This is a genomic window from Oceanidesulfovibrio marinus (genome assembly GCF_013085545.1).
Lineage (GTDB): Bacteria > Desulfobacterota > Desulfovibrionia > Desulfovibrionales > Desulfovibrionaceae > Oceanidesulfovibrio > Oceanidesulfovibrio marinus.
Genome location: NZ_CP039543.1, coordinates 953,652 through 975,772 on the forward strand (window position 1 = coordinate 953,652; position 22,121 = coordinate 975,772).

The following is a 22,121-nucleotide window of genomic DNA, read 5'->3' on the forward strand; positions in this document are numbered from 1 at the left end:
CGGCAGCAGATGCGACTTCTTCATGATTCCCCCGAGTCTGAAAGCCCACACGGCTTCCGGAACAGCGGACGAATCCTGATTTTACAATCCATTGTACGCGTCAGGCGCGGCGCCTCCTGACATAAGACAACACCAAAAATATGTTGAGGATGATGGATACTCCCAGGGTCACGCCCATCCAGCGCGGCGCTGCGGCCACCGCCGTCTGTGTGGTGGAGGCGGTCGCCATCTCCGCGCCCGTACCTGCCCCCTTTTCCGCGCCCTGAACCGCTTCAGTCCCAGCCGGGCTTCCGCCCTCCTCCACGTCCACCGTGGTTTCGGCGCGGTGTCCCATGCCGTCGTTCACCACGATACGCCATGCTCCGTGACTATCCGGCAGAAAGGCGAACCGGCCCTGGTTGTCCGCATAGCCGTCCTGGAATGCGACGTCGTCCTTCCCCGGCGCATAGACGGCGACCTCGGCATAGGCCATGGGCTCGCCGGTGGAGTACTTGGCGAACGCCACCACGATATCGTCGCCCATCAGCCGGGTCGTCATGGTCACGCCGTGGGCCTGGGCTCTGCCTGTCGTGCAGAGGACAAGCAGCGCCACGGCAAGGACCAGGCCGGGAGCGCTGCTCGAATCACGCTCCCGGCGTCCGGTCTGTGCGACACCCATCCGGGCCATCTAGCGATCCGCCACCGGGAAGGCGAGCGTGGAGCGCATGATGTGTTTCTCGTAATCCTTGCCCTCCACCGCGACGGCGTACTGCACACGCACCATCCAGAAGCCGGGCGCGCTGACCTTGATCACAGCCTCGCCCTCACCATACGGCTCCGTGTAGTAGGCGTAGGAGTTCTCGGCATCGGAAAAGCCGTCGTAGGTGGCGGTCACGGCGTCCGGCGAAACCGGCTTGCCGTCAAACAGAATCTGCACGCGGAAGGAATCGCCGGGCTTGAGGGTCAGTGGATTGTCCAGAGGCATGATCTCCAACGCGTCGCCCACGGGCTTGTCCCAGCCGTCAGTCTTGCCCTCCACGGGCAGCAGCGTCTTGCTGAACTTCTCGTACATCCGCGCCTCCACCACGTTGTCCAGCTCGCCGCGGCCGCCGCGCTTCATGCCCTTGGTAGTCAGCGACCAGACCTCGCCCTTGCGATGGCCGCGCAGAACGGCCGCAGCGCCGCCTTCCAGAGTCACGGCGCCGTCAAATGTTCCGAACACGTCGTTACCGGTAAGCGGCACGTCCTTGCCAAGATAGCTGGCCGCCACGAGGTCCGGGTTCTCCAGCTCGGCGCTCTTCATGAAGACATGGGAGGAAACAATGCGGAACGGCAGCTTCTGCTCGGCCTTGTAGGCATGCCACTGCTGGGGCACGAGAATGAACTCGTGGGCGGAAGCCGGCACAGCGAACAGGAGTGTGAGCAGGATAAAAGCAAGAATGCAAGACGTGCGTGCGAACATGTATTTTCTCCTATTTGTGTAACGAATGTTTATTTCGTGTTACCATATGCAGAAGAAAAAACGCCACGTCAAGCAATAATGTAACAAAATCGGCTCGTGCGCGACCACGGCTGGATGCACCGGAAGCGTTGGGCGCCACCAGGATCTCAAAAAATAATCTCTAACAAATCAGCGAGAAAAAGCGGACGATGAGACGGAGGACAAAGTGGCCAAGGGCGGGACACAGCGCGTAGGAGCACCCTGCCCTGCACAACACCGTGCTACGACATCAACGATTGAGCAGCGTGTTACTTGCGCCAGAACTCAGGCACAAAGAGGATGATGACCGTGTAGATTTCCAGCCGGCCCAGCAGCATGTCGAAGGCGAGCACCCACTTGCCCATCATGGGGATGTGCGCGTAGTTCTCGGCCGGCCCCACCGTGCCCAGGCCCGGACCGATGTTGCCGATACACGCCGCCACCGAGGCGAAGGACGTGAGCACGTCCATGCCCAGGGCGGCCATCACAAAGGCCGAGAGCACATACAGGAGCAGGTAGAGGATGAAGAATCCCACCACGCCGGAGAGCACATCCGGCGGCACGAGCCTGCCGCCCAGCTTGACGCGTTTCACGGCCCGCGGATGCACCAACTGCAGCAGCTCGTGATAGCCCTGCTTGAGCAGCACCAGCACGCGCATGCACTTCATGCCGCCGCCTGTGGAACCTGCCGACCCGCCCAGGAACATGAGGAAGAACAGGAGCACCTGGGCCAGGGGCAGCCAGACCTCGTAATCCGCCGTGGCATAGCCCGTTGTGGTGCAGATGGAGACCACCTGGAAGGCGGCCATGCGTAGCGATGTCCAGACGGACTCGTAGTTGTTGTCCCAGACGCAGAAAGTAATGATGACGGTGAACAGCAGGATGACGACGGCGTAGAAGCGGAACTCGGAGTCGCGCAAAAGGGACATGACATCGCCGCGCAACAGCCGGAAGTGCAGCGAGAAGTTCATGCCCGCCAGGAACATGAAGAGAATGATGACCCAGTCGATGTAGGCGGAGTCGTACGCCGCGATGGAAGTGTTACGCGTGGAGAAGCCGCCCGTGGCCAGGGTGCCGAAGGTGTGGCAGATGGAGTCGAAGAGGTTCATGCCGCCGAACATCAGCAACACGGCCTGGGCCACGCTGAGCATCACGTAGACCCGCCACAGCATCACGGCCGTGTCCTTGATGCGCGGTTTGAGCTTGTCCGGCGTGGGGCCGGGCACTTCGGCCTTGTAGAGCTGCATGCCCCCCACGCCCAGGAACGGCAAGATGGCCAGGGAGAGCACGATGATGCCCATGCCGCCCAGCCAGTGCGTCAGGCTGCGCCACATCAGCAGACCCTTGGGCACGCTCTCGATGTCCGTCAGGGTGGATGCGCCCGTGGTGGTGAAGCCGGAGATGGACTCGAACACCGCGTCGGTGGGCGTCATCTCCCCGGCCACGATAAACGGCAGCGCACCGAACAGCCCGGCGGCGAGCCAGCCCAGCGCCACAATGGCGATGCCCTCGCGATGGCTCAGCACCGGCGCGGAGTCGTTGCGCAGGGCCAGCATGGCGAACGCGCCCAGGCCCAGAGTGATGCCGATGGAGATGATAAGCGGCACCACCGAGGAATCGCCATAGTAGATGGCGAAGCCCAGGGGGAAGAGCATGGCCAGCCCAAGACAGCATACAAGTGCGCCTATGACGCTGAGAATGTAGGGAATCCGCATCGATCGTGCTCTGGAATTCTGCCTGGGAAGACGGGCTGAAAGGTCCTACACGTACTCCAGCTTCACGGCCAGCGCGTCTTCCACTTTGGACACAGCGTGACGCAATGCCAGGATGATGATGCGGTCTTCGGGAAGGATAACCGTATCGCCCGTGGGGACAATCACGCGGTCGCCGCGCACCAGGCACAGCACGATGGCGCCCTTGGGGAAGTCGATCTCCTTGAGCGGCTTGTTGACTACGCCGGACTTCTCCAGGGCGATGGCCTCCAGCGCCTCGGCCTCCTCCCCCTTGATGGACACCGTGGAGAGCACCGAGCCCTTGCGCACGTAATGAAGGATGGAGTTCACCGCGGAGAGGCGCGGGCTCACGCTGTGCTCGATGCCGATGGCGCGCACAAGCGGCAGGTAGGCTGTCTTGTTCACGCGGGTGATGGTCTTCTTGGCGCCCATGTTCTTGGACAGCAGCGAAGAGAGGATATTGGTCTCCTCGTCACCGGTGAGCGAGACCACCAGGTCCATGGCGGCCACGTTCTCTTCGAGCAGAAAATCCTGGTCCGTACCGTCGCCCTTGAGCACGATGGTCTTGTTCAGCACGCCGGCCAGCCACTGGCAGCGGTCCTCATCCTTGTCCACCAGCTTGACGTGGTAGCCCTTGCGCTCGAAGAGCGTGGCCAGCTTCAAGCCGATGTTGCCACCGCCGATGATCAGCACGTCGCGGATGGCCAGGTGCTCGCAGCCGAAGGCCCGGCATATTTCGGGGATATCGCGGTCCTCGGTGACCACATACAGCAGATCGCCCTGCTCGACAGTATCGCGGCCGGTGGGGATGATGAGTCGTTCGTTACGGAGAATCGCGCCGATGATCAGGCTGACGTCGCCCATCTCCTCGCGCAGCTTTATGAGCGAGAGGCCGGCATAGCGCGGCTCCTTGAGCCGCAGACCGATGAGCTTGACCTTGCCGCCCACGAACTCGCTGTACTCCAGGGCTCCCGGCACGGTGACCATGCGCTCGATGGTCTTGATGATCTCAACCTCCGGGTTGATGAGCATGGAGATGTTGAGCGTCTCGCCGGTCAGGGCATCGCGGTAGAGCGAGTACTCGTCGTTGCGGATTCGCGCCAGCTTCACCGCATCCGGATTGAGGATGTTGGCAAAGAAGCAGGCGATGATGTTGATCTCGTCGCTGTCCGTCACGGCCAGGAAGATGTCGGCGTCTTCCACACCCGCCACGTCCAGTATCTTGGGCGAGGAGGCGGAGCCTTCGATGGTCTGGACATCGAGGGTATCAGCCAGACGCCGGAGCGCTGCCGGGTTCTGGTCCACCACCACGACCTGCTTGTTCTCGCTGGCCAGGCGTTTGGCAATGTGGAAACCGACCTCGCCTGCGCCGGCGATGACAATGGTGCTTTGGGTTGCCTTGGAAGGCTCGCGTCGCCAGAATGATCGCATGGTTTGCCTCTCTAATCGAAAGGGCGGCAGGAATCCACCCCTGCGGCAAGTGGGCGTTTATGCGACAAAAAACCCGCCGTGTTCCTATGCGGGAGGAACACGGCGGGTGGTATCCGAATGGAAATACGAACAGATGAGGCTAGGAAGCCTCGCCGATCTTGTTCACGGCCTGGTGCAGCCGGGAGATGCGGCGGGCCGCGCCACGCCAGTGGTAGACCTTCTTGGTGGCTGCCTTGTCCAGGGCGGAAGTGGCATCCACGAGGGCCTGCTGGGCGGCTTCGCGATCGTTCTGCTCCACGGCGGTGCGTACGCGCTTGATAAGATTGCGCACACGGGTCTTCACGGCGCGGTTGCGGTCGCGGCGCTTGAGGCTCTGACGGTGACGCTTCAAAGCGGACTTGTGGTTGGCCATGTGTCTTTCGCTCCTTATAAATTGCCTGTCGGCTTGTCGAAATCTTCACGTGCATCAGCGGCCGAAATCAATCCCGGCCGGCAAAAAAGGACACATATGTCCTGACCCACTGTTCTGTCAAGACATTTGTTCAAAATAATCACATCTGCAAGGCATTGAAGTCGGCGATCCGGCCCAGCCGGCTCACCAGCGCCTGGAGCAACTCCAGACGGTTCCGCTTCAAGGCTTCATCCTCGCACATAACCATGACGTTGTCGAAAAAGGCGTCCACGGCCGGGCGGATCTCCAGCATCAGCGCCATAAGCCCCTGATAGTCTTCCTTTTCCCACATCACATCGAATTTGGGAGACATCCGGCCCAGGGTCATGGCCAGGTTCTTCTCGGCCTCTTCCTCCAGCTTGTCCGGGTCAAACTTCCCGCTCAGCTCCATGCTCTCGGCCTGCTTGCGGATGATGTTCGCCGCGCGCTTGAAGGTGAGCACCGCGTTCTCGAAGCCGGGCTCGCTGCTGAACTCCTTGAGCGCAGCCAGACGCGCACGGGCCCCGGGCACATCGGTGTAGCCGGCCTGCAGCGCGGCCTCAACCATGAGCGTGGGGAAGTCCTGCGAGGCGAACCAGTTCTTCTCGCGCTCGCGGAAGAACTCCAGCGCCTTGTCCAGCGCTTCCTCGCGCGGCAGCTTCCACGTGATATCGCCGTAACCGTCCAGAGCCTGCGTCAGGAAGTCGCGCAGGTCCACGCGCCAGTCGCGGTCCACCAGGATGCGGCAGATGCCCAGGACGCCGCGGCGCAGCGCAAAGGGATCGTTGGCGCCGGTGGGAATCCTGCCCAGGCCGAAGCAGCCCATTAACGTATCGGCCTTGTCGGCCATGGAGAGGATAGCGCCGCAGGTGGCTTCGGGCAGCGGGGAGTCCGGGCCGGCCGGCAGGTACTGCTCGCCCACGGCCGTGGAGACAATGGCATTCTCACCCTGCTTGTCCGCGTAGATCGCGCCCATCACGCCCTGCAGCTCCGCGAACTCGCCCACCATCTCGGAGACAAGGTCCGTCTTGCAGATGCGCCCGGCGCGGCGGGCGTCATTTTCCTGGGACGGTTCCAGATGCTCGGCCAGCCAGCCGCACAGCGCCTCGATGCGCCGGCTCTTGTCGCCCATGGAGCCCAGCGGGCCAAGGAACACAACGTGCTCCAGCTTGTCCAGCCAGTCCGACTGCTCGGCGGCGAGGTCGGTCTTCCAGAAGAAGCGGGCGTCCTCCAGCCGGGCCTTGAGCACGCGCTCCCAACCCTTTTTCACCAGCTCTTCGTTGGTGGGGTTCAGATTGAGCGTGGCCAGGAAATGGGGCAGCAGCTCGCCGTCGCTGTTCTGGACGCCGAAGCTCTTCTGGTGGCTCTCCATGGAGGTCAGCAGAACCTCCTTGGGCAGCTCCAGGAAGGAAGGATCAAAATCGCCGACAATGGGTACGGGCATCTCAGCAAGACCGCCCACCTCTTCGAGCAGGCTGTGGTTCCAGACCACCTGACCGCCCACGGCCAGGGCCGCGGCCTCGCCGTGCTCCATGATCAGCTCGCGCCGCATGGAGGCGGACAGCGTGACCCGGCACTTCTCGTGGATCAGCTTCTCGTAGTCAAAGGCGCCCTTGAGCTCAAACGGTCCGGGACCGTGCACACGGTGGCCCCAGGTCTTGCGGCCGGACTCGAGCCCGGCGATGCTCAGCGGCACCACGTCCTCGTCGAGCAGCGCCAGCAGCCAGCGCAGAGGCCGGCCGAAAGTAAACTCGCCGGAGCCCCAGTGCATCTTCTTGGGGAAGGTGAGGCCCGTGATGCACGCCTCCAGCACCGGGGGCAAAAGCTCCATGGCAGCCACACCTCCGGTGCGCTTGGTCAGGGCCAGGTACTCGCCCTTGTCCGTGGTCACGGTGGTCAGATCCTCGACCGACATGCCCTGCCCCCTGGCAAAGCCAATGGCCGCCTTGGTGGGCTCGCCGTCCTTGAAGGCAACGGCCGCAGGCGGACCGGTCACCAGCTCCTCGCGCTCCTCCTGCACCGCGTCCAGATCCTCCACGCGGATGGCAAGACGCCGCGGCGTTGCGTCGGCATGCACGGTTCCAAAGCCCAGACCGATCTCGGTCAGCTTGGCCTTCATGATCTCCTTGCCCTCGTGCACGAGGGACGAGAGGAACCGCGCGGGCATCTCCTCGAAACCGATTTCAAATACCAGACGAGACATCAGGCCACCTCCTTCTGCTCGAGCATGGGGTAGCCCAGGTCCTCGCGCTGTTGAGCCCACAGCCGCGCCACGGCGGAAGCGAGCTCGCGCACACGCAGGATGTAGCCCATGCGCTCCGTAATGGAGATGGCGCCGCGCGCCTGGAGAAGGTTGAAGGCGTGGGACGACTTCATGGTGTAGTCATACGCAGGCAGGGCCATTCCAGCCTCGATGCAGCGGTTGGCCTCTTTCTCGTACATGTCGAACAGGCTGAGCAGCATGTCCTTGTCCGAGATCTCGAAGTTGTACGTGGAGTGCTCGATCTCGCCGCGCTGGTGCACCTGGCCGTAGGTCAGGCGATCGTTCCAGGAAAGGTCGTACACCGATTCCTTGCCCTGCAGATACATGCAGAGACGCTCCAGGCCGTAGGTCAGCTCCACGCTCACCGGATGCAGGTCGATGCCGCCCACCTGCTGGAAGTATGTGAACTGCGTGACCTCCATGCCGTTGAGCCAGACCTCCCAGCCCAGGCCCCAGGCACCCAGGGTGGGGGATTCCCAGTCGTCCTCCACAAAGCGGATGTCGTGCTCGGCCGGGTTCACGCCCAGCGCCTGCAGGCTTTCCAGATACAGCTCCTGCACATCCACGGGCGATGGTTTCAGGATGACCTGGAACTGGTAGTAATGCTGCAGCCGGTTGGGGTTCTCGCCGTAGCGGCCGTCGGTCGGCCGCCGCGAGGGTTCCACATATGCCACACTCCAGGGTTCCGGGCCGATGACGCGCAGGAAGGTGGCCGGGTTGAACGTGCCCGCGCCAACTTCCACGTCCACGGGCTGCTGGATGATGCAGCCCTTCTTCGCCCAGAAGTTCTGGAGCGTCAGAATGACGTCTTGAAAGTGCATGTTCGTTGCTCGTTTTTTTTCAATATGAGTGTTCGCTAGACGTGCTTGTATCGTGTATTTTCCCAGGATAGGCCCAGATGGTAGCGCACCAGGGCGTCCACGGCCGCAGCGCATTCGCGACGTGCACGCGGGGAGATCTCCAGCTGGAGCCAGGCGCTCGGTCCGGCGTCCACGACCGGACCCAGGACATACGCGCTCTCAGGGGATAGTGGCAAGGGCCTGCCGGCAGCGAATTTACGCCCGGCGCAGGCGCGGCACAGCACCCTGCCCTCCTCTACAAATAAAAAATGCGTCGTGCCGCCCTGGTCCATATCCTGGACAAGCGGCGCGCCGCATGCGGCGCAGCGTTCGAAATCCGCCCCAAAGCCCTGCTCCCGCGACGCCCTGGCGCGGAACAGGTGGGCGAACAGCGTATCCGGCTCCGGCTCTTCCTCCAGCGCACGCAACAGGTCGCACGCCAGGGAGTACGCCTCGGGAGCGCCTTGCGATCCCGGACAGACGGCCTCCAGAAACTTGATGCAGCGCATGGCCAGGCCAAGACGCTGCCAGTCGGAACGCAACCGTCGCGGCGCGTTCAGCAGTGAGCCTTCCTCCAGGCAGAGATACTCGCCCCTGCCGGTGGAGCGGACCCGGAAATGGACTTCGCAGAGCGCGTCCAGGCAGCCGCAGAAACGTCGTTTGGACTTGGAGCCCCCAAATGCAAAGGCCGTGAGCATGCCACGGCTGGGGGAAAGAAAGCGCACCCACAGATCGGCCTCCCGAAACGCGCCGACCTTGAGCACGAGAGCCTTTTCCGTGAACTCCATTCCGCTCCCTCTACTCGGGGGTCGGGGGGAATCGCAGCTCTTTCACCTCGCCCGAGCGGTACGACGTTGGAAACGGTTCGTCATTGTAGAGGAACCGGACGCCGCCGGCGTTGCCCAGACGCAGGAGCAGCGTCTTGTCAAAACGCAACGAGGCGCGCTGGCCGGCGTACAGGTAAAAGTCCTTGGGCGCGTCCTGATCGATGGTGAAGCCGATCCAGCACGGCTCCATGGCCATGATTTGCACGGACTGGCCGCCGCCGTCGGCAGGCGCGTGTACCACCACAGGCTCCGACCTGAGTGCCTGCTGGTACATGGCGTTCTTCTTCGCATCGGCTGATCCGGCCGTGGCGTTGGCTTCCTGGGATGCAGCCGTGTCGGCGCTTTCGTCTTCTGCCGCGGCCGTGGCGTTGTCGGCTTCGTCCTCCTGGGAGGACTCGATATTCCGCGCGATGTCCGCAACCTCGCTCGCCACCTCTTCACCGGGCTGCGTTGCGTTTACGATGGCGTCAACACTCTCGTCGATTGCGGCCTCGTCGGTGGTTGTTCCAGACGTGGCGTTGATGCCTGCCGGAAGCTGCGGCGCCTGCTGCGCCGTCTTCGGGGCGGGCAGAGCCGCGCCGGCGGCAGGAGCGGCCTGCTCAGCGGCCGGGGCCTCCGTCGCGTTGGATGCACTGGTGGCGTTATCCGCCTCGGGCGGCACAGCGCTTTCCAGCGACCGCCAGATGAAGTACCCGCCGCCTGCTGCCAGCAGGAGCAGCACGAGCAGGATAATGGCCTTGTTGCTGCGGCGTTGCTCGCGCTGCATGGGGTATGGAGTCACCTCGGTCAGCGGCTTGTGCCGTCGGACCTTGCTTCGCGGCGGCTCCACCCCTTCCATGGCGCTCTCCAGGCCCAGCTCCGGGTCCTCGGGATTCAAGCCGAGCACCTTGGCGTACGTCTTGAGAAAGCCTTTGACGTATACAGGATGAGGCAAGGTTTCCAGACGACCTTCCTCGATGGATTCGAGAATGTTCGGCGCTATCTTGCTACGCTGCTGCATGGCCTCCAGCGAGAGGCCCTGCCGTTGGCGTTCTTCACGCAGCTTGTTCCCAATTTCCTTTAGAGACATCAAAGTTCCGTCGTTATCGCAACGCGATTAAAGGTTGACGCGGATGACGGCCTTGTCGCGGAGCTGCTTCATGTAATCGCTGAAGCGCTCCTCAAGCTTTTGCTGCATCAGGCGGTTGCGAAGCTGGTCGATCTCGTCCTGGGAAAGCGAGGAAAGAACGGACTCGGGCGACGGCCCCGCACTCGCCGTGGCGGTCTCATTGTCCTCGGGCTCAGGCTCGGGCTCCTTCTGGGGTGCGGCCTGCGCCGGGCCCTGCTTGCTCTTCAGTTGAATGAAGGCGTACTGGTCGGCCAGCCCGAACACATCGGACACCTTTCCAGGCGATGTCTTGGACACGGCCTGCTGGATGGGAGCGCCGAGCTCCGAAAGAGCGATTGTGCCGAGGGAGCCGCCCTCGGAAGCGCCCGGCCCCTGGGAGTGCTGCTTGGCCGCATCGGCAAAGCTCAGCTTGCCGGAGCTTACCGCGTTGTGCAGATCTTCGGCCTCGTCCTGCGTGCCCACGATAATGATGGAAAGCTCGACCATGGAGGACGGCTCGCTGGCAGCCGACGCATCCGGGGCCGGCGCCTCCATCATCATATCCATCGGCCCCATGCCCATGGGCATGGAGTGCTGCTTCATCATACTGGCGTACTCGGCCAGCTCCTTGTCCGTCACCACCACGCGGTGCTGCACCATGTAGCCGATCAAACGCTGCTTGAGGAGCTGCTTGCGAACGCTTTCCGCGTACTCCTCGCGAGTCATGTTCTTAAGAGCAATCTGGCTGCGGAACTGCTCCACCGTAAGGCCGTTTCCCTCGCGGATCTTGCGGATGGCGTTTTCCAGGTCCGCCTGGGAAACCTCCAGGCCCAGCCGTTCCGCCTCCTGCTGGATGAGGATGTCGTTGATCATAGACTCCAGCATGAGCCGACGTCCCTGCTCGTGGACCTGCTCCTCCGTGTAGCCTTCGGGTATTCCTGTTTGTTTCAAACGCTCATCTATCTGAGCGTCCAGATCGCCTATGGTGATGACCTCGCCATTAACGACGGCGGCGATACCGTCAACAATCTGGGCGGCCTGGACGTGATCCGGCGCCGCCGCAATAAACACAAGCGCCGTAACGATAGCGGAAATGAGAATCTCTCTCACCTGACTCCTCCGAATTCCGTTCCACGGGCCGTTGGTTCCGGGAGATTTACTCCTGCCCGGCAGCCTCGGTCTGGTTGTCTGTCATGTTGGCGTCAATCCCGTCGGGAGTGGCGTTGACGTCGAGCTCGTCGGGAACCAGCTCCTCTTCGGGAACGGCCTGCCCGTCCTCAGTTTCGAGGGATGTTGCGTTCTCTTCCCAGTACGGAGCTTCCACCGTGGCGTTGAGATCGAGCTTGGCCAGCCCCTCCTCGTCCGACTCGCCTGGCAGCAGCAGCCGGCTGACAAGCACAGTGGCGTTGCCCAGCGACTCCTGCAGCCATTCCTCAAAGGCGGTCTGCTCTTTTTTCTCCAGCAGCATGCGCTCCACAATGGGAAAAGCCTGGGCGGCATCCAGGGATTTTGCTGGGATGCGCTCCTCCAGGATCACGGTCTCAAAGCCGGTAGCGCTGGCCGACACAGGGCTCGCCTCGGAAGGTTGCAGTTCGTCCAGTGCCTCCCGCCAGTTGGCCGGAAGCCGGTCCTCGCGTACGGTCATCTCCTGCAGCGTGACCCGGGGAAACGCCTCTTCGAGCTGCCGTTCGTCGCTTCCCTTCAAAAAGAGCGAGGCGGCGTCCCGCACCATACGTCTGCCCGGTCCGGAGACAAGGGCAAAGCGGATGCGGGCCGGCTTGTCAAAGTCCTTCATGTGGGCCTTGTAATACGCTTCGATTTCTTCATAGTCCAGCGAGATGCGAGGGCGCAGCACCTGCTCCATGAAGACCTGCCGGGCTATGTTGGCGCGCAGATGCTCCCGCCATGCCGCAAGGTCGATGTACTCCTCCACCAGGATCTTCTCGAACTCGCCCTTGGGGTAGTCCACGCGCACCTTGGCCTCGGCCTCGTTGACGCGGTCCTCGGGCACAGTGATGTCGCGGGCGGCCAGAGCCTGCTCCACGAGCTTCTGGACCACAAGGGTGGTGAGCACCTTGGCGTACTGGCCCTTGAGCCGGCCCACGGTGAGGTCGCTGTCGGCGGTCCAGCCAAGATGCTGGATGTCATAGGCGTCTTCCAACTCGTGCAGGTAGATGGGGGCGCCGTTCACGCGCGCCACAACGCCCTCTTCGCGCGGTTCTTCGAAGTCGCAACCGAACGCGGCTAGAAGGACGAAGACGAGGACAATGCGGAGCAATGTATGTTTCATGGAATATGGAGTCCGAATAGCGTGTCGCTTGGCGCGGTTTGACCGAAGAACGGACGACGCGCCGATCAGGAGGTTCGGGCGGCTGCTTCACCCGGTTGGAGAGCGGCCAGCTGCGTGCCGGCTTCCTCTAACCGGGCCTTGATATCTCCCTTTTCTTCCAGGCGCAACTCCAAGGTGGCCGGGGGCGAAAGCTTGGCGCGGCCTTCGTGCCGCACAGTCCAGGCCACAAGCTCCTCCGGAGCCACAGGTGAACCTTCTGTAAGAAACGTAAGCCGCACCATGGACTCGAACAGCTCGGCCTTTTCCACGCCCAGGGAGCCGCACAGCGCCTTGATCTCCAGCACGGAAAGGAAGTTGATGAGCGGCGTGGGCAGCGGCCCGTAGCGGTCGCGGATCTCGGCCTGCAAATCGCGCCGCACCTCCGGGTCCCGCGCCGAGGACAGACTCTTGTAATATGTCAGCCGCTCGCCGGCGTCGGCAATGTATTCTTCGGGAATATTGGCCTCGAACCCGATAACGAGCTCTGTCTCCACTTCCTGTTGGATGGGGCCGCCCTTGAGCCGGGCCACCTCCATCTCCAGCATCTCCAGGAAGAGGTCCAGGCCGATCTTGGCGATGTGGCCGGACTGCGACTCGCCCAGGATGTTGCCAGCGCCGCGCAGGCGTAGATCCTCCATGGCCACCTGGAAGCCCGCGCCCAGGTAGTCCAGGTCCATGATCACCCGCAGCCGCTTGCGCACTGTGTCCGAGAGCCGGTCCTGATCCGGCGTGACGAAGTAGGCGTAGGCCTGCCGGTCCGAGCGGCCCACCCGTCCCCGGAGCTGGTAGAGCTGCCCCAGGCCGAACATGTGCGCCTGGTCCACCACCAGGGTGTTGGCGCGGGGGAAATCCAGGCCGGACTCGATGATGGAGGTGCAGACCAGCACATCCAGCTCGCCGTGCCAGAAGGCGTGCATGGTCTCCTCCAAAGTGCGCTCGGCCATCTGGCCGTGGGCCATGCCCACACGCGCGTCCGGCACGAGCTTGACCACGAAGTCGCGCACCTGCTCCAGCCCCTGCACGCGGTTGTGCACCCAGAACACCTGCCCCTTGCGCTCCAGCTCGGTCTTGAGGATGGCCTTGAGCATCATGGGGTCGCGGTTGAGAATCGCCGTCTCCACCGGTTTGCGATCGCGCGGCGGCGTCTCGATAACCGAGAGCGAGCGTACGCCGGAAAGGGAAAGCTGCAGCGTGCGCGGAATGGGAGTGGCTGTCAGGGTCAGCACGTCCACCTGCTTCTTGAGCGACTTGAGCCGCTCCTTGTGCTTCACGCCGAAGCGCTGCTCCTCGTCCAGGACCAGCAGGCCCAGGCCGGGAATCTGCACGTCCTTGGAGAGCATCCTGTGCGTGCCGATGAGGATGTCCACCTGTCCACGCTTGGCTGCCTCCACGATGGTGCGCTGGGACTCCTTGGTGACAAAGCGGCTGAGCATGGCCACGTTGACCGGGAACTCCTTCATGCGGGAGCGGAAATTCTGGTAATGCTGCTCGGCCAGCACCGTTGTGGGGCAGAGCACGGCCACCTGGCGGCCGTCCAGGGCGGCGCGGAAGGCTGCGCGCATGGCCACCTCGGTCTTGCCGAAGCCCACATCGCCGCAGACCAGCCGGTCCATGGGCTCGGGCTTCTCCATGTCCGCGAGCACGTCGTTGATGGCGCGCTCCTGGTCCGGCGTCTCCTCGAAACCGAAGGATGCCTCGAACTCCCGGTACATCTCGTTGGGCGGATCGTAGCTGTAGCCCTTGGCGATCTTGCGGTAGGCGTACATCTCCACCAGATCCTGGGCGATCTTCTCCACGGCCTTGCGCGCTTTCTCACGCGTGCGCACCCAGCCGATGCCGCCCAGGCGGTCCAGCGAGGGGTCGATGCCTTCCGGCCCTTTGTAGCGCTGCACCAGGTTGAGCCGATCCACCGGCAGGTAGAGTTTGTCGTCGCCCTGGTAGTGGAGCAACAGGTAATCGTTGCCCACATCACCCAGGTCGAGCCGGATGAGCCCCTGGAACCGCGCCAGGCCGTACTCGCGATGCACCAGGAGGTCGCCGGCCTTGAGATCGTCGAAGCTCTTGAGACCTACGAAGTCTCGCCGCGAGGGAGCCGGCCGGCCCACGGCCCGCGGCTGGATGACGTCTTCGCCAAGGATAACGGTCTGACGCCACGGCAGGTCGGCGCCGCCGCGGAAGTCCGAGACCAGGGCGTAGAGCCCGCGCTCGTCCTGGGAGTACGCGGTGCGCGGCCGCAGCCCGTCCGCCTCGGCCAGGGAGAGAAACTTTTTGCGGGCCTGCTCCCTGGAAAACGTCAGGATAGTCTGGGCATGGCTGGCGCGAAGCTGATTGATGAGCGCCAGAAGCGCCTGCCAGGGCCGATCGCGCTCGGCGTTGTCGCGCGCTTCCTCCCCGGCGAGCACGGCCATGAGCTCGTTGAAGTTCTCCACGCGCCGCTCGGGCAGATCCACACCTTTGCGGTCGATGCCCATGACGAGCTCTTCAAAGACCACGCTGCCGGCAGCCTCCAGCACGGCGCGCGCCTCGTTGCGGCTGCGTGCAACCACAGGCCGCAATCCACCGGCGGACACGGTCTCGCCTTCCTCGTCCTCTTCTTCGGCAAAGGCGTCGGCTCCGCCCAGGCGCTCGCGGATGGTGAGCTCCCAGCTCCAGAGCGCCTCCTCCAGCACGGTGTCCAGCACCTCGGTGGCTCCGAGCAGGAAGACGCGGTCCCTGGGCAGCCACTCCTCCAGAAAGCAGGCGTCCTCGTAGAACAGTCCGGGGTGGACGGCGCCGGGGTCATCCTCCAGGGCGATGGCAGCGGCCTTTGCCGTTGCTGCATCCAGGACCCCGTCCTTTTCCAGCCGTTCCACGCGCTTTCTGGCGGCGCGGACCATCTCCGGGTCGGCCACGGAGGGCGTCACCGGGATAAGCGTGGCCTCGTGCAGACTCTCTTTGGCGCGCTGGGTGGCGGGATCGAAGAGCCGCATGTCCTCCAGGGTGTCGCCGAAGAACTCCAGCCGCAGGGGAAAGGCGTAGGACGGACAGAAGACGTCGAGGATGTCGCCGCGGCGGGAGAGCTCGCCCGGCCGGGTGACCATGCCCACGCGCTCGTAGCCCCAGGCAATGGCCTGCTCCAGCATGATATCGGTGGAAAGGTCCTCGCCCTTGATCAGATCCAGGGTGTTGGCCTCCAGCACGGACCGCGGCGGCCACTTGGGCAGCAGGTTGTCCACGGTAAGCAGAATGCCGCGCGGCTTGTCCGACTGCGCCATGGCGTAGAGCGCGGCCATGCGCCGAGCCCACAGGGCGCGCTCGCGTCCGCCGCGGCTGTCGTCGGCAAAGGGCGAAATGGCCGCGTATCCGGGCAGCTCGATCCACGCATCCTGCCGGCCGCCGCTCTGCCCTGCCAGGGAGAGCACGGCGCGCACCTGGGCGAGCTGCTCGGTGCCGCGCACCACAACAACAGGGCTGGCGCCGGACTCCAGCAGGTGCTGGGCCACGAACGCACGACCGGCCGCGCCGCTTTTCATTACGCGGATCACGCCGCGCCTGGTGCGGGCGAATTCCTTGAGTTCTGCTGGTAGCATGGGGGTCAATGCTGAGAGTACTGCCACGAACACGGGCCGCCAACCGTCGCAACTGACGGCGGCGGCCCGGTAACCTTACGAGACAAATGGAACGGCTCTGAAAGTACTGCGCCCGTCTACATGGAGACGAGCATATCGCGCTCCTCGCCGGAGAGAAGCCGATCGAGGTCGAGCAGAATCAGCAGGCGGTCTTCGAGCTTGCCCACGCCGCTGATGTACTCGGACTCGAGCCCGGCAACGACAGGCGGCGGCGGCTCCACGGTGCTGGAGGGAATACGCAGGACCTCGGAAACGGAATCGACCACGAATCCGACGATCATGTTGTTGATCTCGATAACGATGATGCGCGTATGCTTGTCGTGATCGCGCGAGGAGAGGCCGAAGCGCTTGCGCAGGTCGATAATCGGGATGACCTTGCCGCGCAGGTTGATGACACCCTCCACGAAGTGGGGCGCGCGCGGAACCTTGGTGATCTCCATGGTCCGGATGATCTCCTGGACCTTGAGAATATCGACGCCAAACTCCTCTTCGCCGATGGAAAAGGTGACGAGCTGCATCAGCTCCGCGTCTTGCCGCTTCTGTGTTTCTTCCGCCATGCATGCACCCCCTTGGAGCCATGTTCTTCGTATTCAGGAGCGCCACGGTCACAACGAAACAATCGCCTCCATAAGGGCGGTTTCGAGTGATCGCTCCAAACCCAACGGGGATGTCCCTTGCGCGACATCCGGTCCGATCGCGCTCAACATAGCCTTTCTCTTCGGCACTGGCAATCTCGTAGTCGGGATTCATTCACAAATTCAAATGGTCACACATACGCCGTAAAAATGCTCGGCTCTTCTGTTGTCATGCGCGCGGCCATCGGGTACCCTGATCCAATACCCACGCAAAGGAGTAACAGCAGCATGGGCACATTCCACCTCGATTCCGAGGACTTATCCATAGCAGATCAGATAAAGTCCCTGTCCGACGACGAGCTTCTCGATTTCTGGGAGGAGACACAGTACCTGGAGCGTTTTCTCGACGAGGAGCTGAGCCCGGAGTCCGTCAACTCTGTGGACTACGAGCGCATCATCCTCCTTGAGCTGCATGTACGCATGTGCATGCGCACGCTCAACTCGTCCCCCCCTTCGGGAAAGTAGTTCCTGTTTCCTTTTTCCGGCCCTTTACGCCGGACGCAAAAAAGCCCCCGGCGACGGGGGCTTTCTCATTTGTCTGAGAGCAACGTGGTTGGCTGCGCCGTGCACGTTACTTGCCGTCGCGACGGCCGATGCAGAAGTAGGCGAACCCGAGCTCGCCCATGATCATGGGGGAGTACAGGTTGCGGCCGTCGAAGAGCAGCGGCGCCTTGAGCATCTTCTTGATGCGGCTGAAGTCCGGGTTGCGGAACTGGTTCCACTCCGTGACCACGGCTAGGGCGTCAGCGCCTTCCAGGGCGGAATACTGCTCGTCCACGATGGTCACGCGGTCGTCGCCCTCGAAAACCTTCTGAACGTTCTCGCCGGCCACGGGGTCGAAAGCGCGGATGCGCATGCCCTGCTCCAGCAAGGTCTCGATGATCTTCAGGGAGGCAGCCTCGCGGATGTCGTCGGTGTTGGCCTTGAAGGCCAGCCCCCACAGGGCCAGGGTCTTGCCCTGTACGCCGCCCTGAGGCTCGAAGTAGTCGATGATCTTCTGCGCAAGCACCTGCTTCTGGCGGTCGTTCACCTCGTCCACGGCAGTGAGGAGCTGGGGCATATACTCATACTCCCGCGCGGTGTTGATCAGCGCCTTGACGTCCTTGGGGAAGCAGGAGCCGCCGTAGCCCACGCCGGGGTAGATGAAGTTGTAGCCGATGCGGTGGTCGGAGCCGATGCCCATGCGCACGTCGCGCACGTCAGCGCCCACGCGCTCGCAGATGTTGGCCACTTCGTTGATGAACGAGATCTTGGTGGCGAGCATGCAGTTGGCGGCGTACTTGGTCATCTCGGCGCTGCGCACACCCATGACGATGAGCTTCTCGCGGCTGCGGGCAAAAGGCGCATAAAGCACCTTGAGCAGCTCGGCCGTGCGCACGTTGTCCGTGCCCACCACCACGCGGTCCGGCTTCATCAGGTCGTTCACCGCGTCGCCTTCCTTGAGGAACTCGGGGTTGGAGACCACGTCGAACTCGATCTCCACGCCGCGCTTTTTCAGCTCTTCGGCAACAATGGCGCGGACCTGGTCCGCAGTGCCCACCGGCACGGTGGACTTGTCCACCACAACCTTGAACTCCTGCATGTACTGGCCCACTTCGCGGGCCACCTGGTGCACGTAGCTCAGATCGCAGGAGCCGTCCGGTCGGGACGGCGTGCCCACGGTGATGAAGACGAACAGGGAATCCTTGAGCCCCTCGGCAAGATCGGTGGTGAAGGTCAACCGGCCTTCGGCGTAGTTGCGCTTCACCAGATCCTCGAGTCCGGGCTCGTAGATATGGACCTTGCCCTGCTTCAAGGTCTCGATAACATCAGGATTAACGTCGACGCAGCTTACGTTATTGCCCATTTCGGCAAAACAGGCCGCGCTTACCAGGCCGACGTATCCGGTACCTACAATACAAACATTCATGAGCTCTTTCTCCAGTCTCACTTATTGCTTTGGGGATACGCTGAGGAGTATGCATCCCAACCTAAACTCCGAGTCTATGCCCTGAAAATTTGCGCAGGGCAAGCATGCGGTCCGGAGGAATGGAACGGACCTTGACATTCTCTGCAGCCGCGGCGAAGACACTAAAAAAACGGATACATTGCATAACCAAGGAGCATCTCTGACATGCCTACCCTCGCAGTCAACATAGACCATGTCGCCACAATTCGCCAAGCAAGGCTGGCAACTTTCCCCGATCCCTTGAAGGCCGCCCTCGTCGCCGAGGAAGCCGGCGCCCACGGCATCATCGCCCATCTGCGTGAAGACCGTCGCCACATCAACGACAATGATGTGGAGAGAATCGCCAAGGAAACCAGCACTCTGTTTCACCTGGAGATGGCCGCTACCGACGAGATGCGCAAGATCGCCCGCCGGGTGAAGCCCTACTCCGTATGCCTGGTGCCCGAAAAGCGCAAGGAGCTGACCACCGAAGGCGGCCTGGCCGTGGCCGGCCGCGTCAAGCATTTCAAGGACTACGTCGGCCCCCTGCAGGACGACGGCATCAAGATCAGCCTGTTCATAGAGGCATCCAGCGAGCAGATCGACGCCGCGGCCGAGATCGGCGTGGAGTATGTGGAGATCCATACCGGCCATTACGCCGACGCCGAGGACTACGAAAGCCGCAAACGCGAGCTGGAGAAGATATTCGTGGGCATCGGCTACGCCCAGGATCTGGGGCTCAAGGTCAACGTGGGCCACGGTCTGGATTACGACAACATCCTGAGCTTCTCCAAGATTCCCGCGATCAACGAGTACTCCATCGGCTTCAGCATCATCGCCGAGGCGGTATTCACCGGCCTGAAGCCGGCAGTGGCCCGCATGGCTGCGCTCGTGGCGGATTTCTCCGCATAACCGTCCGGACAACGCGTGATTCTTGGACTAGGCATCGACGTCGTGGAGCTGGACCGCATCGAGCGTGCGATCTCGCGCCACGGCCGGCGCTTTGCGGAAAAGATGCTCACCCCGTACGAGCTGGAGCATCTGCCTGAGAAGTTAAATCCGCAGATCCTCTACCTTTCTGCGCGGTTCGCCGCCAAAGAAGCCGGCTCCAAGGCGCTGGGCACAGGCTTCCGCCGCGGCGTTTCCCTGCGCACCATCGAGGTGCAGCCCATGCCTTCCGGCAAGCCGGAGCTCGCCTTTCTTGGCCCCGCCCTTGATCTCGCCAACGCCATGGGCGTAAAAAAGGCGTATGTCAGCCTTACCCACGGCCGCGATGTGGCGGCCGCCGTGGTGGTGCTGGAAGGATAGGCGCCGGATATCCGGAACGCCAAGCAGACAAGGGAAACGTGATGGACACGAAGCTCGACCTGATGCGCACGCTGGAACAGCTACGCCTCGATAATCCGCTGCTCACGCCGCAGCAGATGGCCGCCTGGGACCGCTGGACCATCGATGAGTTCGGCCTGCCCGAAGAGTTACTCATGGAGAACGCCAGCCGCGTGGCCCTGGATGTGCTGCGCGAGCGTTTTCCCCGCGTGGGCGCGCCCGGCGCTCCGGACTGCCTGGAAGGCAAGCGCGTGCTGCTGCTGGCCGGTCCGGGCAACAATGGCGGCGACGCCGTGGCCCTGGCCCGGCACCTGCTGGACAACGGTGCCGTGGTTCTGGTGCTCACAACCAAATCGCCCGAGGCGTACAAGGGCACAGCCCAAAAGCATCTGGAGTACGCGCAGAAGGCCGGGGTCCCCTTCGGTTTCATCCAGATAGCGGACTGGCTGCGGCCCATGGATCAGCTTCCCGAGGAGTACGGCGCCGCCGACCGCGAGGGCTTCTGCGACATTATAGTAGACGGCCTGCTGGGCACCGGCTTTTCCGGCGAGCTGCGCGACGACTACAAGACGTGGGTGCAGGCCATCAATAAAATACGCGACCGCGCCTTTGTCCTGGCCATCGACGTGCCCTCCGGCCTGGACGGCACCACTGGCAAGCCAAGCCCCGTGGCCGTGCGCGCCCACGCCACCGTGACCATGGAGGCGGCCAAGACCGGCATCGCCCTGCCCGAGGCCGAGCCTTGGGTGGGCCGGCTGGAAGTACGCCGCATCGCCATTCCCCGCGCCGTTCGTTTTGCACAGCCCGTACAGCGCGCCCTGCTCACGGACGCCGTGGCTTCCCTTGTGGATACGCCGGACCCGGCCATGCACAAGGGCACGGCCGGCCGTGTCTGCATCATCGGCGGCTCCCACGGGCTCACAGGCGCGCCCGTGCTCTCGGCCATCGCGGCCCTGCGCGCCGGCGCCGGGCTCGTGACCATCGCCTGCCCCGGCGGCATCGCCTCGGAGGTGAAGAACGGCCAGCCCGAGTGCATGACCCTACCCCTGGGCGAGGGCACCGTGCTCGTCCCGGAGATGTACAGCGAGCTGGAAGAGCGAATTCCCGGCTTCGACGCCCTGCTGCTGGGCCCGGGCATGGGCCGCGACCCGGAAAGTGCCCGGCTGCTCAAGCGCGTGCTGGCCCAGGAGAACAGGCCCCCGGCCGTAGTGGACGCCGACGGCCTCTTTCATCTTTCCCAGCGCCCTTCCCTGCTGGGCATGCTGACCGACCGCGACGTGCTGACGCCCCATCCCGTGGAGATGGCCCGGCTCGTCGCGGCCGTGGACACCATGGACGAATCGTCGGCCATGGAACGCTACACCGAGAACCGCATCGCACTGGCCGAAGGCTTTGCCGAGCGCTTCGCGCCGTGCCTCGTGCTCAAGGGCGCGGGCACGGTCGTGGCCCAGAAACTGGCGGGAAACGACGACCCCACGAGCTTTTTGTGCCCCATCGCCTGTCCGGAGCTCGCCATCGGCGGCTCCGGCGACGTGCTGGCCGGTCTGATCGCCGCGCTTTTGGGCCGCAACGACCGGAACTCGCCCCCCTTGCCTGCGGCATGCCTCGGGGTGTATTGGCACGCTTCGACCGGTCGCATACTGGGCCGGTCGGTTCCCGGACGCGGAGCCATGGCCCGTGAAATCGCACACGCCCTGCCCCAGGCACTCAAGGAGTTGATACATGCTCACAGCCAAGGACATCATGACCACGGACGTGGTCTCGGTTGAGCCGTCGTCCGATACCGCCGAGGCGGTCCGGCTCATGCTCGACAACCATTACAACGGCCTGCCCGTGATTGATTCAGAGGGCCGCCTCGAAGGCATCATCTGCCAAAGCGACCTCGTGGCCAAGCAGAAGCAGGTCCGCCTGCCTTCGTTTTTTACGATCCTCGATTCCATGATCCCCCTCTCCGACCCCTCCTCCCTGGAGCGCGAGCTGCAGAAGGTGGCGTCGAGTACGGTGGACGGCGTGATGACCAGGAAGGTGGTCACAGTGACGCCGGACACGCCTCTCGACCAGGTCGCCAACCTCATGGTGGACAAGAAGCTGCACACTATCCCGGTGGTGGACGCCGGCAAACTGGTTGGCGTAATCGGCAAGGAAGACGTGCTGCGCACGCTCATGGACCGTATCGATCCGGCGTCCTAGGACGCGCCAATCCACCGGATATTCATGGACTCCGAAC

Annotated in this window: 19 protein-coding genes; 5 read left to right on the plus strand and 14 right to left on the minus strand. The window is 63.3% G+C overall.

The genetic code is table 11. From position 1 onward, the window contains the following. Positions 1-100: 100 nt before the first annotated feature. From E8L03_RS04260 to E8L03_RS04320, 13 genes are all read right to left on the minus strand, one after another. Positions 101-667, minus strand: coding sequence for a hypothetical protein (locus E8L03_RS04260; RefSeq protein WP_171266664.1), 567 nt, complete (start codon positions 665-667; stop codon positions 101-103). Beyond that, positions 668-1,441, minus strand: coding sequence for a DUF4198 domain-containing protein (locus E8L03_RS04265; RefSeq protein WP_171266665.1), 774 nt, complete (start codon positions 1,439-1,441; stop codon positions 668-670). Positions 1,442-1,728: 287 nt separating this feature from the next. After that, positions 1,729-3,174 carry a TrkH family potassium uptake protein gene (locus E8L03_RS04270; protein WP_171266666.1) on the minus strand — a complete coding sequence of 482 codons (1,446 nt, stop codon included), beginning with the start codon at positions 3,172-3,174 and terminating at the stop codon, positions 1,729-1,731. A gap of 45 nt (positions 3,175-3,219) precedes the next feature. After that, positions 3,220-4,623 carry a Trk system potassium transporter TrkA gene (gene trkA / locus E8L03_RS04275; RefSeq protein ID WP_144234633.1) on the minus strand — a complete coding sequence of 468 codons (1,404 nt, stop codon included), beginning with the start codon at positions 4,621-4,623 and terminating at the stop codon, positions 3,220-3,222. A gap of 139 nt (positions 4,624-4,762) precedes the next feature. After that, positions 4,763-5,035: a 30S ribosomal protein S20 gene (rpsT, locus tag E8L03_RS04280; protein ID WP_144234634.1), complete on the minus strand. Its 273-nt coding sequence runs from the start codon at positions 5,033-5,035 to the stop codon at positions 4,763-4,765. A gap of 139 nt (positions 5,036-5,174) precedes the next feature. After that, positions 5,175-7,256, minus strand: a complete 2,082-nt coding sequence (gene glyS / locus E8L03_RS04285) for a glycine--tRNA ligase subunit beta (RefSeq protein WP_144234635.1) — start codon at positions 7,254-7,256, stop codon at positions 5,175-5,177. After that, on the minus strand, positions 7,256-8,137 hold the full coding sequence (gene glyQ / locus E8L03_RS04290) for a glycine--tRNA ligase subunit alpha (protein WP_171266667.1): 882 nt from the start codon (positions 8,135-8,137) through the stop codon (positions 7,256-7,258). Before glyQ ends, glyS begins: the two co-directional genes overlap by 1 nt. Positions 8,138-8,172: 35 nt before the next feature. Continuing rightward, positions 8,173-8,943 (minus strand): DNA repair protein RecO, encoded by a 771-nt coding sequence (recO, locus tag E8L03_RS04295; RefSeq protein ID WP_171266668.1) that lies wholly within the window; start codon positions 8,941-8,943, stop codon positions 8,173-8,175. A 10-nt stretch (positions 8,944-8,953) separates the two neighbouring features. Beyond that, positions 8,954-10,051, minus strand: a complete 1,098-nt coding sequence (locus tag E8L03_RS04300; protein WP_171266669.1) for a helix-turn-helix domain-containing protein — start codon at positions 10,049-10,051, stop codon at positions 8,954-8,956. A 27-nt stretch (positions 10,052-10,078) separates the two neighbouring features. Next, positions 10,079-11,179: a SurA N-terminal domain-containing protein gene (locus E8L03_RS04305; RefSeq protein ID WP_144234639.1), complete on the minus strand. Its 1,101-nt coding sequence runs from the start codon at positions 11,177-11,179 to the stop codon at positions 10,079-10,081. Between the two features lie 46 nt (positions 11,180-11,225). Then, on the minus strand, positions 11,226-12,359 hold the full coding sequence (locus E8L03_RS04310) for a peptidylprolyl isomerase (RefSeq protein ID WP_144234640.1): 1,134 nt from the start codon (positions 12,357-12,359) through the stop codon (positions 11,226-11,228). A gap of 65 nt (positions 12,360-12,424) precedes the next feature. Further along, positions 12,425-15,967 (minus strand): transcription-repair coupling factor, encoded by a 3,543-nt coding sequence (gene mfd / locus E8L03_RS04315; protein ID WP_171266670.1) that lies wholly within the window; start codon positions 15,965-15,967, stop codon positions 12,425-12,427. Between the two features lie 116 nt (positions 15,968-16,083). Beyond that, entirely contained in the window at positions 16,084-16,563 is a 480-nt protein-coding gene (locus E8L03_RS04320) for a chemotaxis protein CheW (RefSeq protein ID WP_144234642.1), read from the minus strand. A gap of 306 nt (positions 16,564-16,869) precedes the next feature. Here E8L03_RS04320 and E8L03_RS04325 point away from each other — a divergent pair, with 306 nt between their 5' ends. Next, positions 16,870-17,106, plus strand: coding sequence for a hypothetical protein (locus E8L03_RS04325; RefSeq protein WP_144234643.1), 237 nt, complete (start codon positions 16,870-16,872; stop codon positions 17,104-17,106). Positions 17,107-17,212: 106 nt separating this feature from the next. Here E8L03_RS04325 and E8L03_RS04330 read toward each other — a convergent pair whose 3' ends face one another. Then, positions 17,213-18,550, minus strand: coding sequence for a UDP-glucose dehydrogenase family protein (locus E8L03_RS04330; protein ID WP_144234644.1), 1,338 nt, complete (start codon positions 18,548-18,550; stop codon positions 17,213-17,215). A gap of 204 nt (positions 18,551-18,754) precedes the next feature. Here E8L03_RS04330 and E8L03_RS04335 point away from each other — a divergent pair, with 204 nt between their 5' ends. From E8L03_RS04335 to E8L03_RS04350, 4 genes are read left to right on the plus strand one after another with little or no spacing between them, the layout of a single operon-like run. Continuing rightward, complete coding sequence (locus E8L03_RS04335; RefSeq protein ID WP_144234645.1) at positions 18,755-19,480, plus strand: pyridoxine 5'-phosphate synthase; 726 nt, start codon at positions 18,755-18,757, stop codon at positions 19,478-19,480. 15 nt (positions 19,481-19,495) lie between these two features. After that, a complete protein-coding gene (locus tag E8L03_RS04340) occupies positions 19,496-19,876 on the plus strand; it encodes a holo-[acyl-carrier-protein] synthase (RefSeq protein WP_144234646.1) in 381 nt (126 codons plus the stop codon). Positions 19,877-19,917: 41 nt separating this feature from the next. Beyond that, on the plus strand, positions 19,918-21,663 hold the full coding sequence (locus E8L03_RS04345; protein ID WP_244963663.1) for an NAD(P)H-hydrate dehydratase: 1,746 nt from the start codon (positions 19,918-19,920) through the stop codon (positions 21,661-21,663). Further along, positions 21,617-22,084 (plus strand): CBS domain-containing protein, encoded by a 468-nt coding sequence (locus tag E8L03_RS04350; RefSeq protein WP_144234647.1) that lies wholly within the window; start codon positions 21,617-21,619, stop codon positions 22,082-22,084. Before E8L03_RS04345 ends, E8L03_RS04350 begins: the two co-directional genes overlap by 47 nt. Positions 22,085-22,121 lie beyond the last annotated feature (37 nt).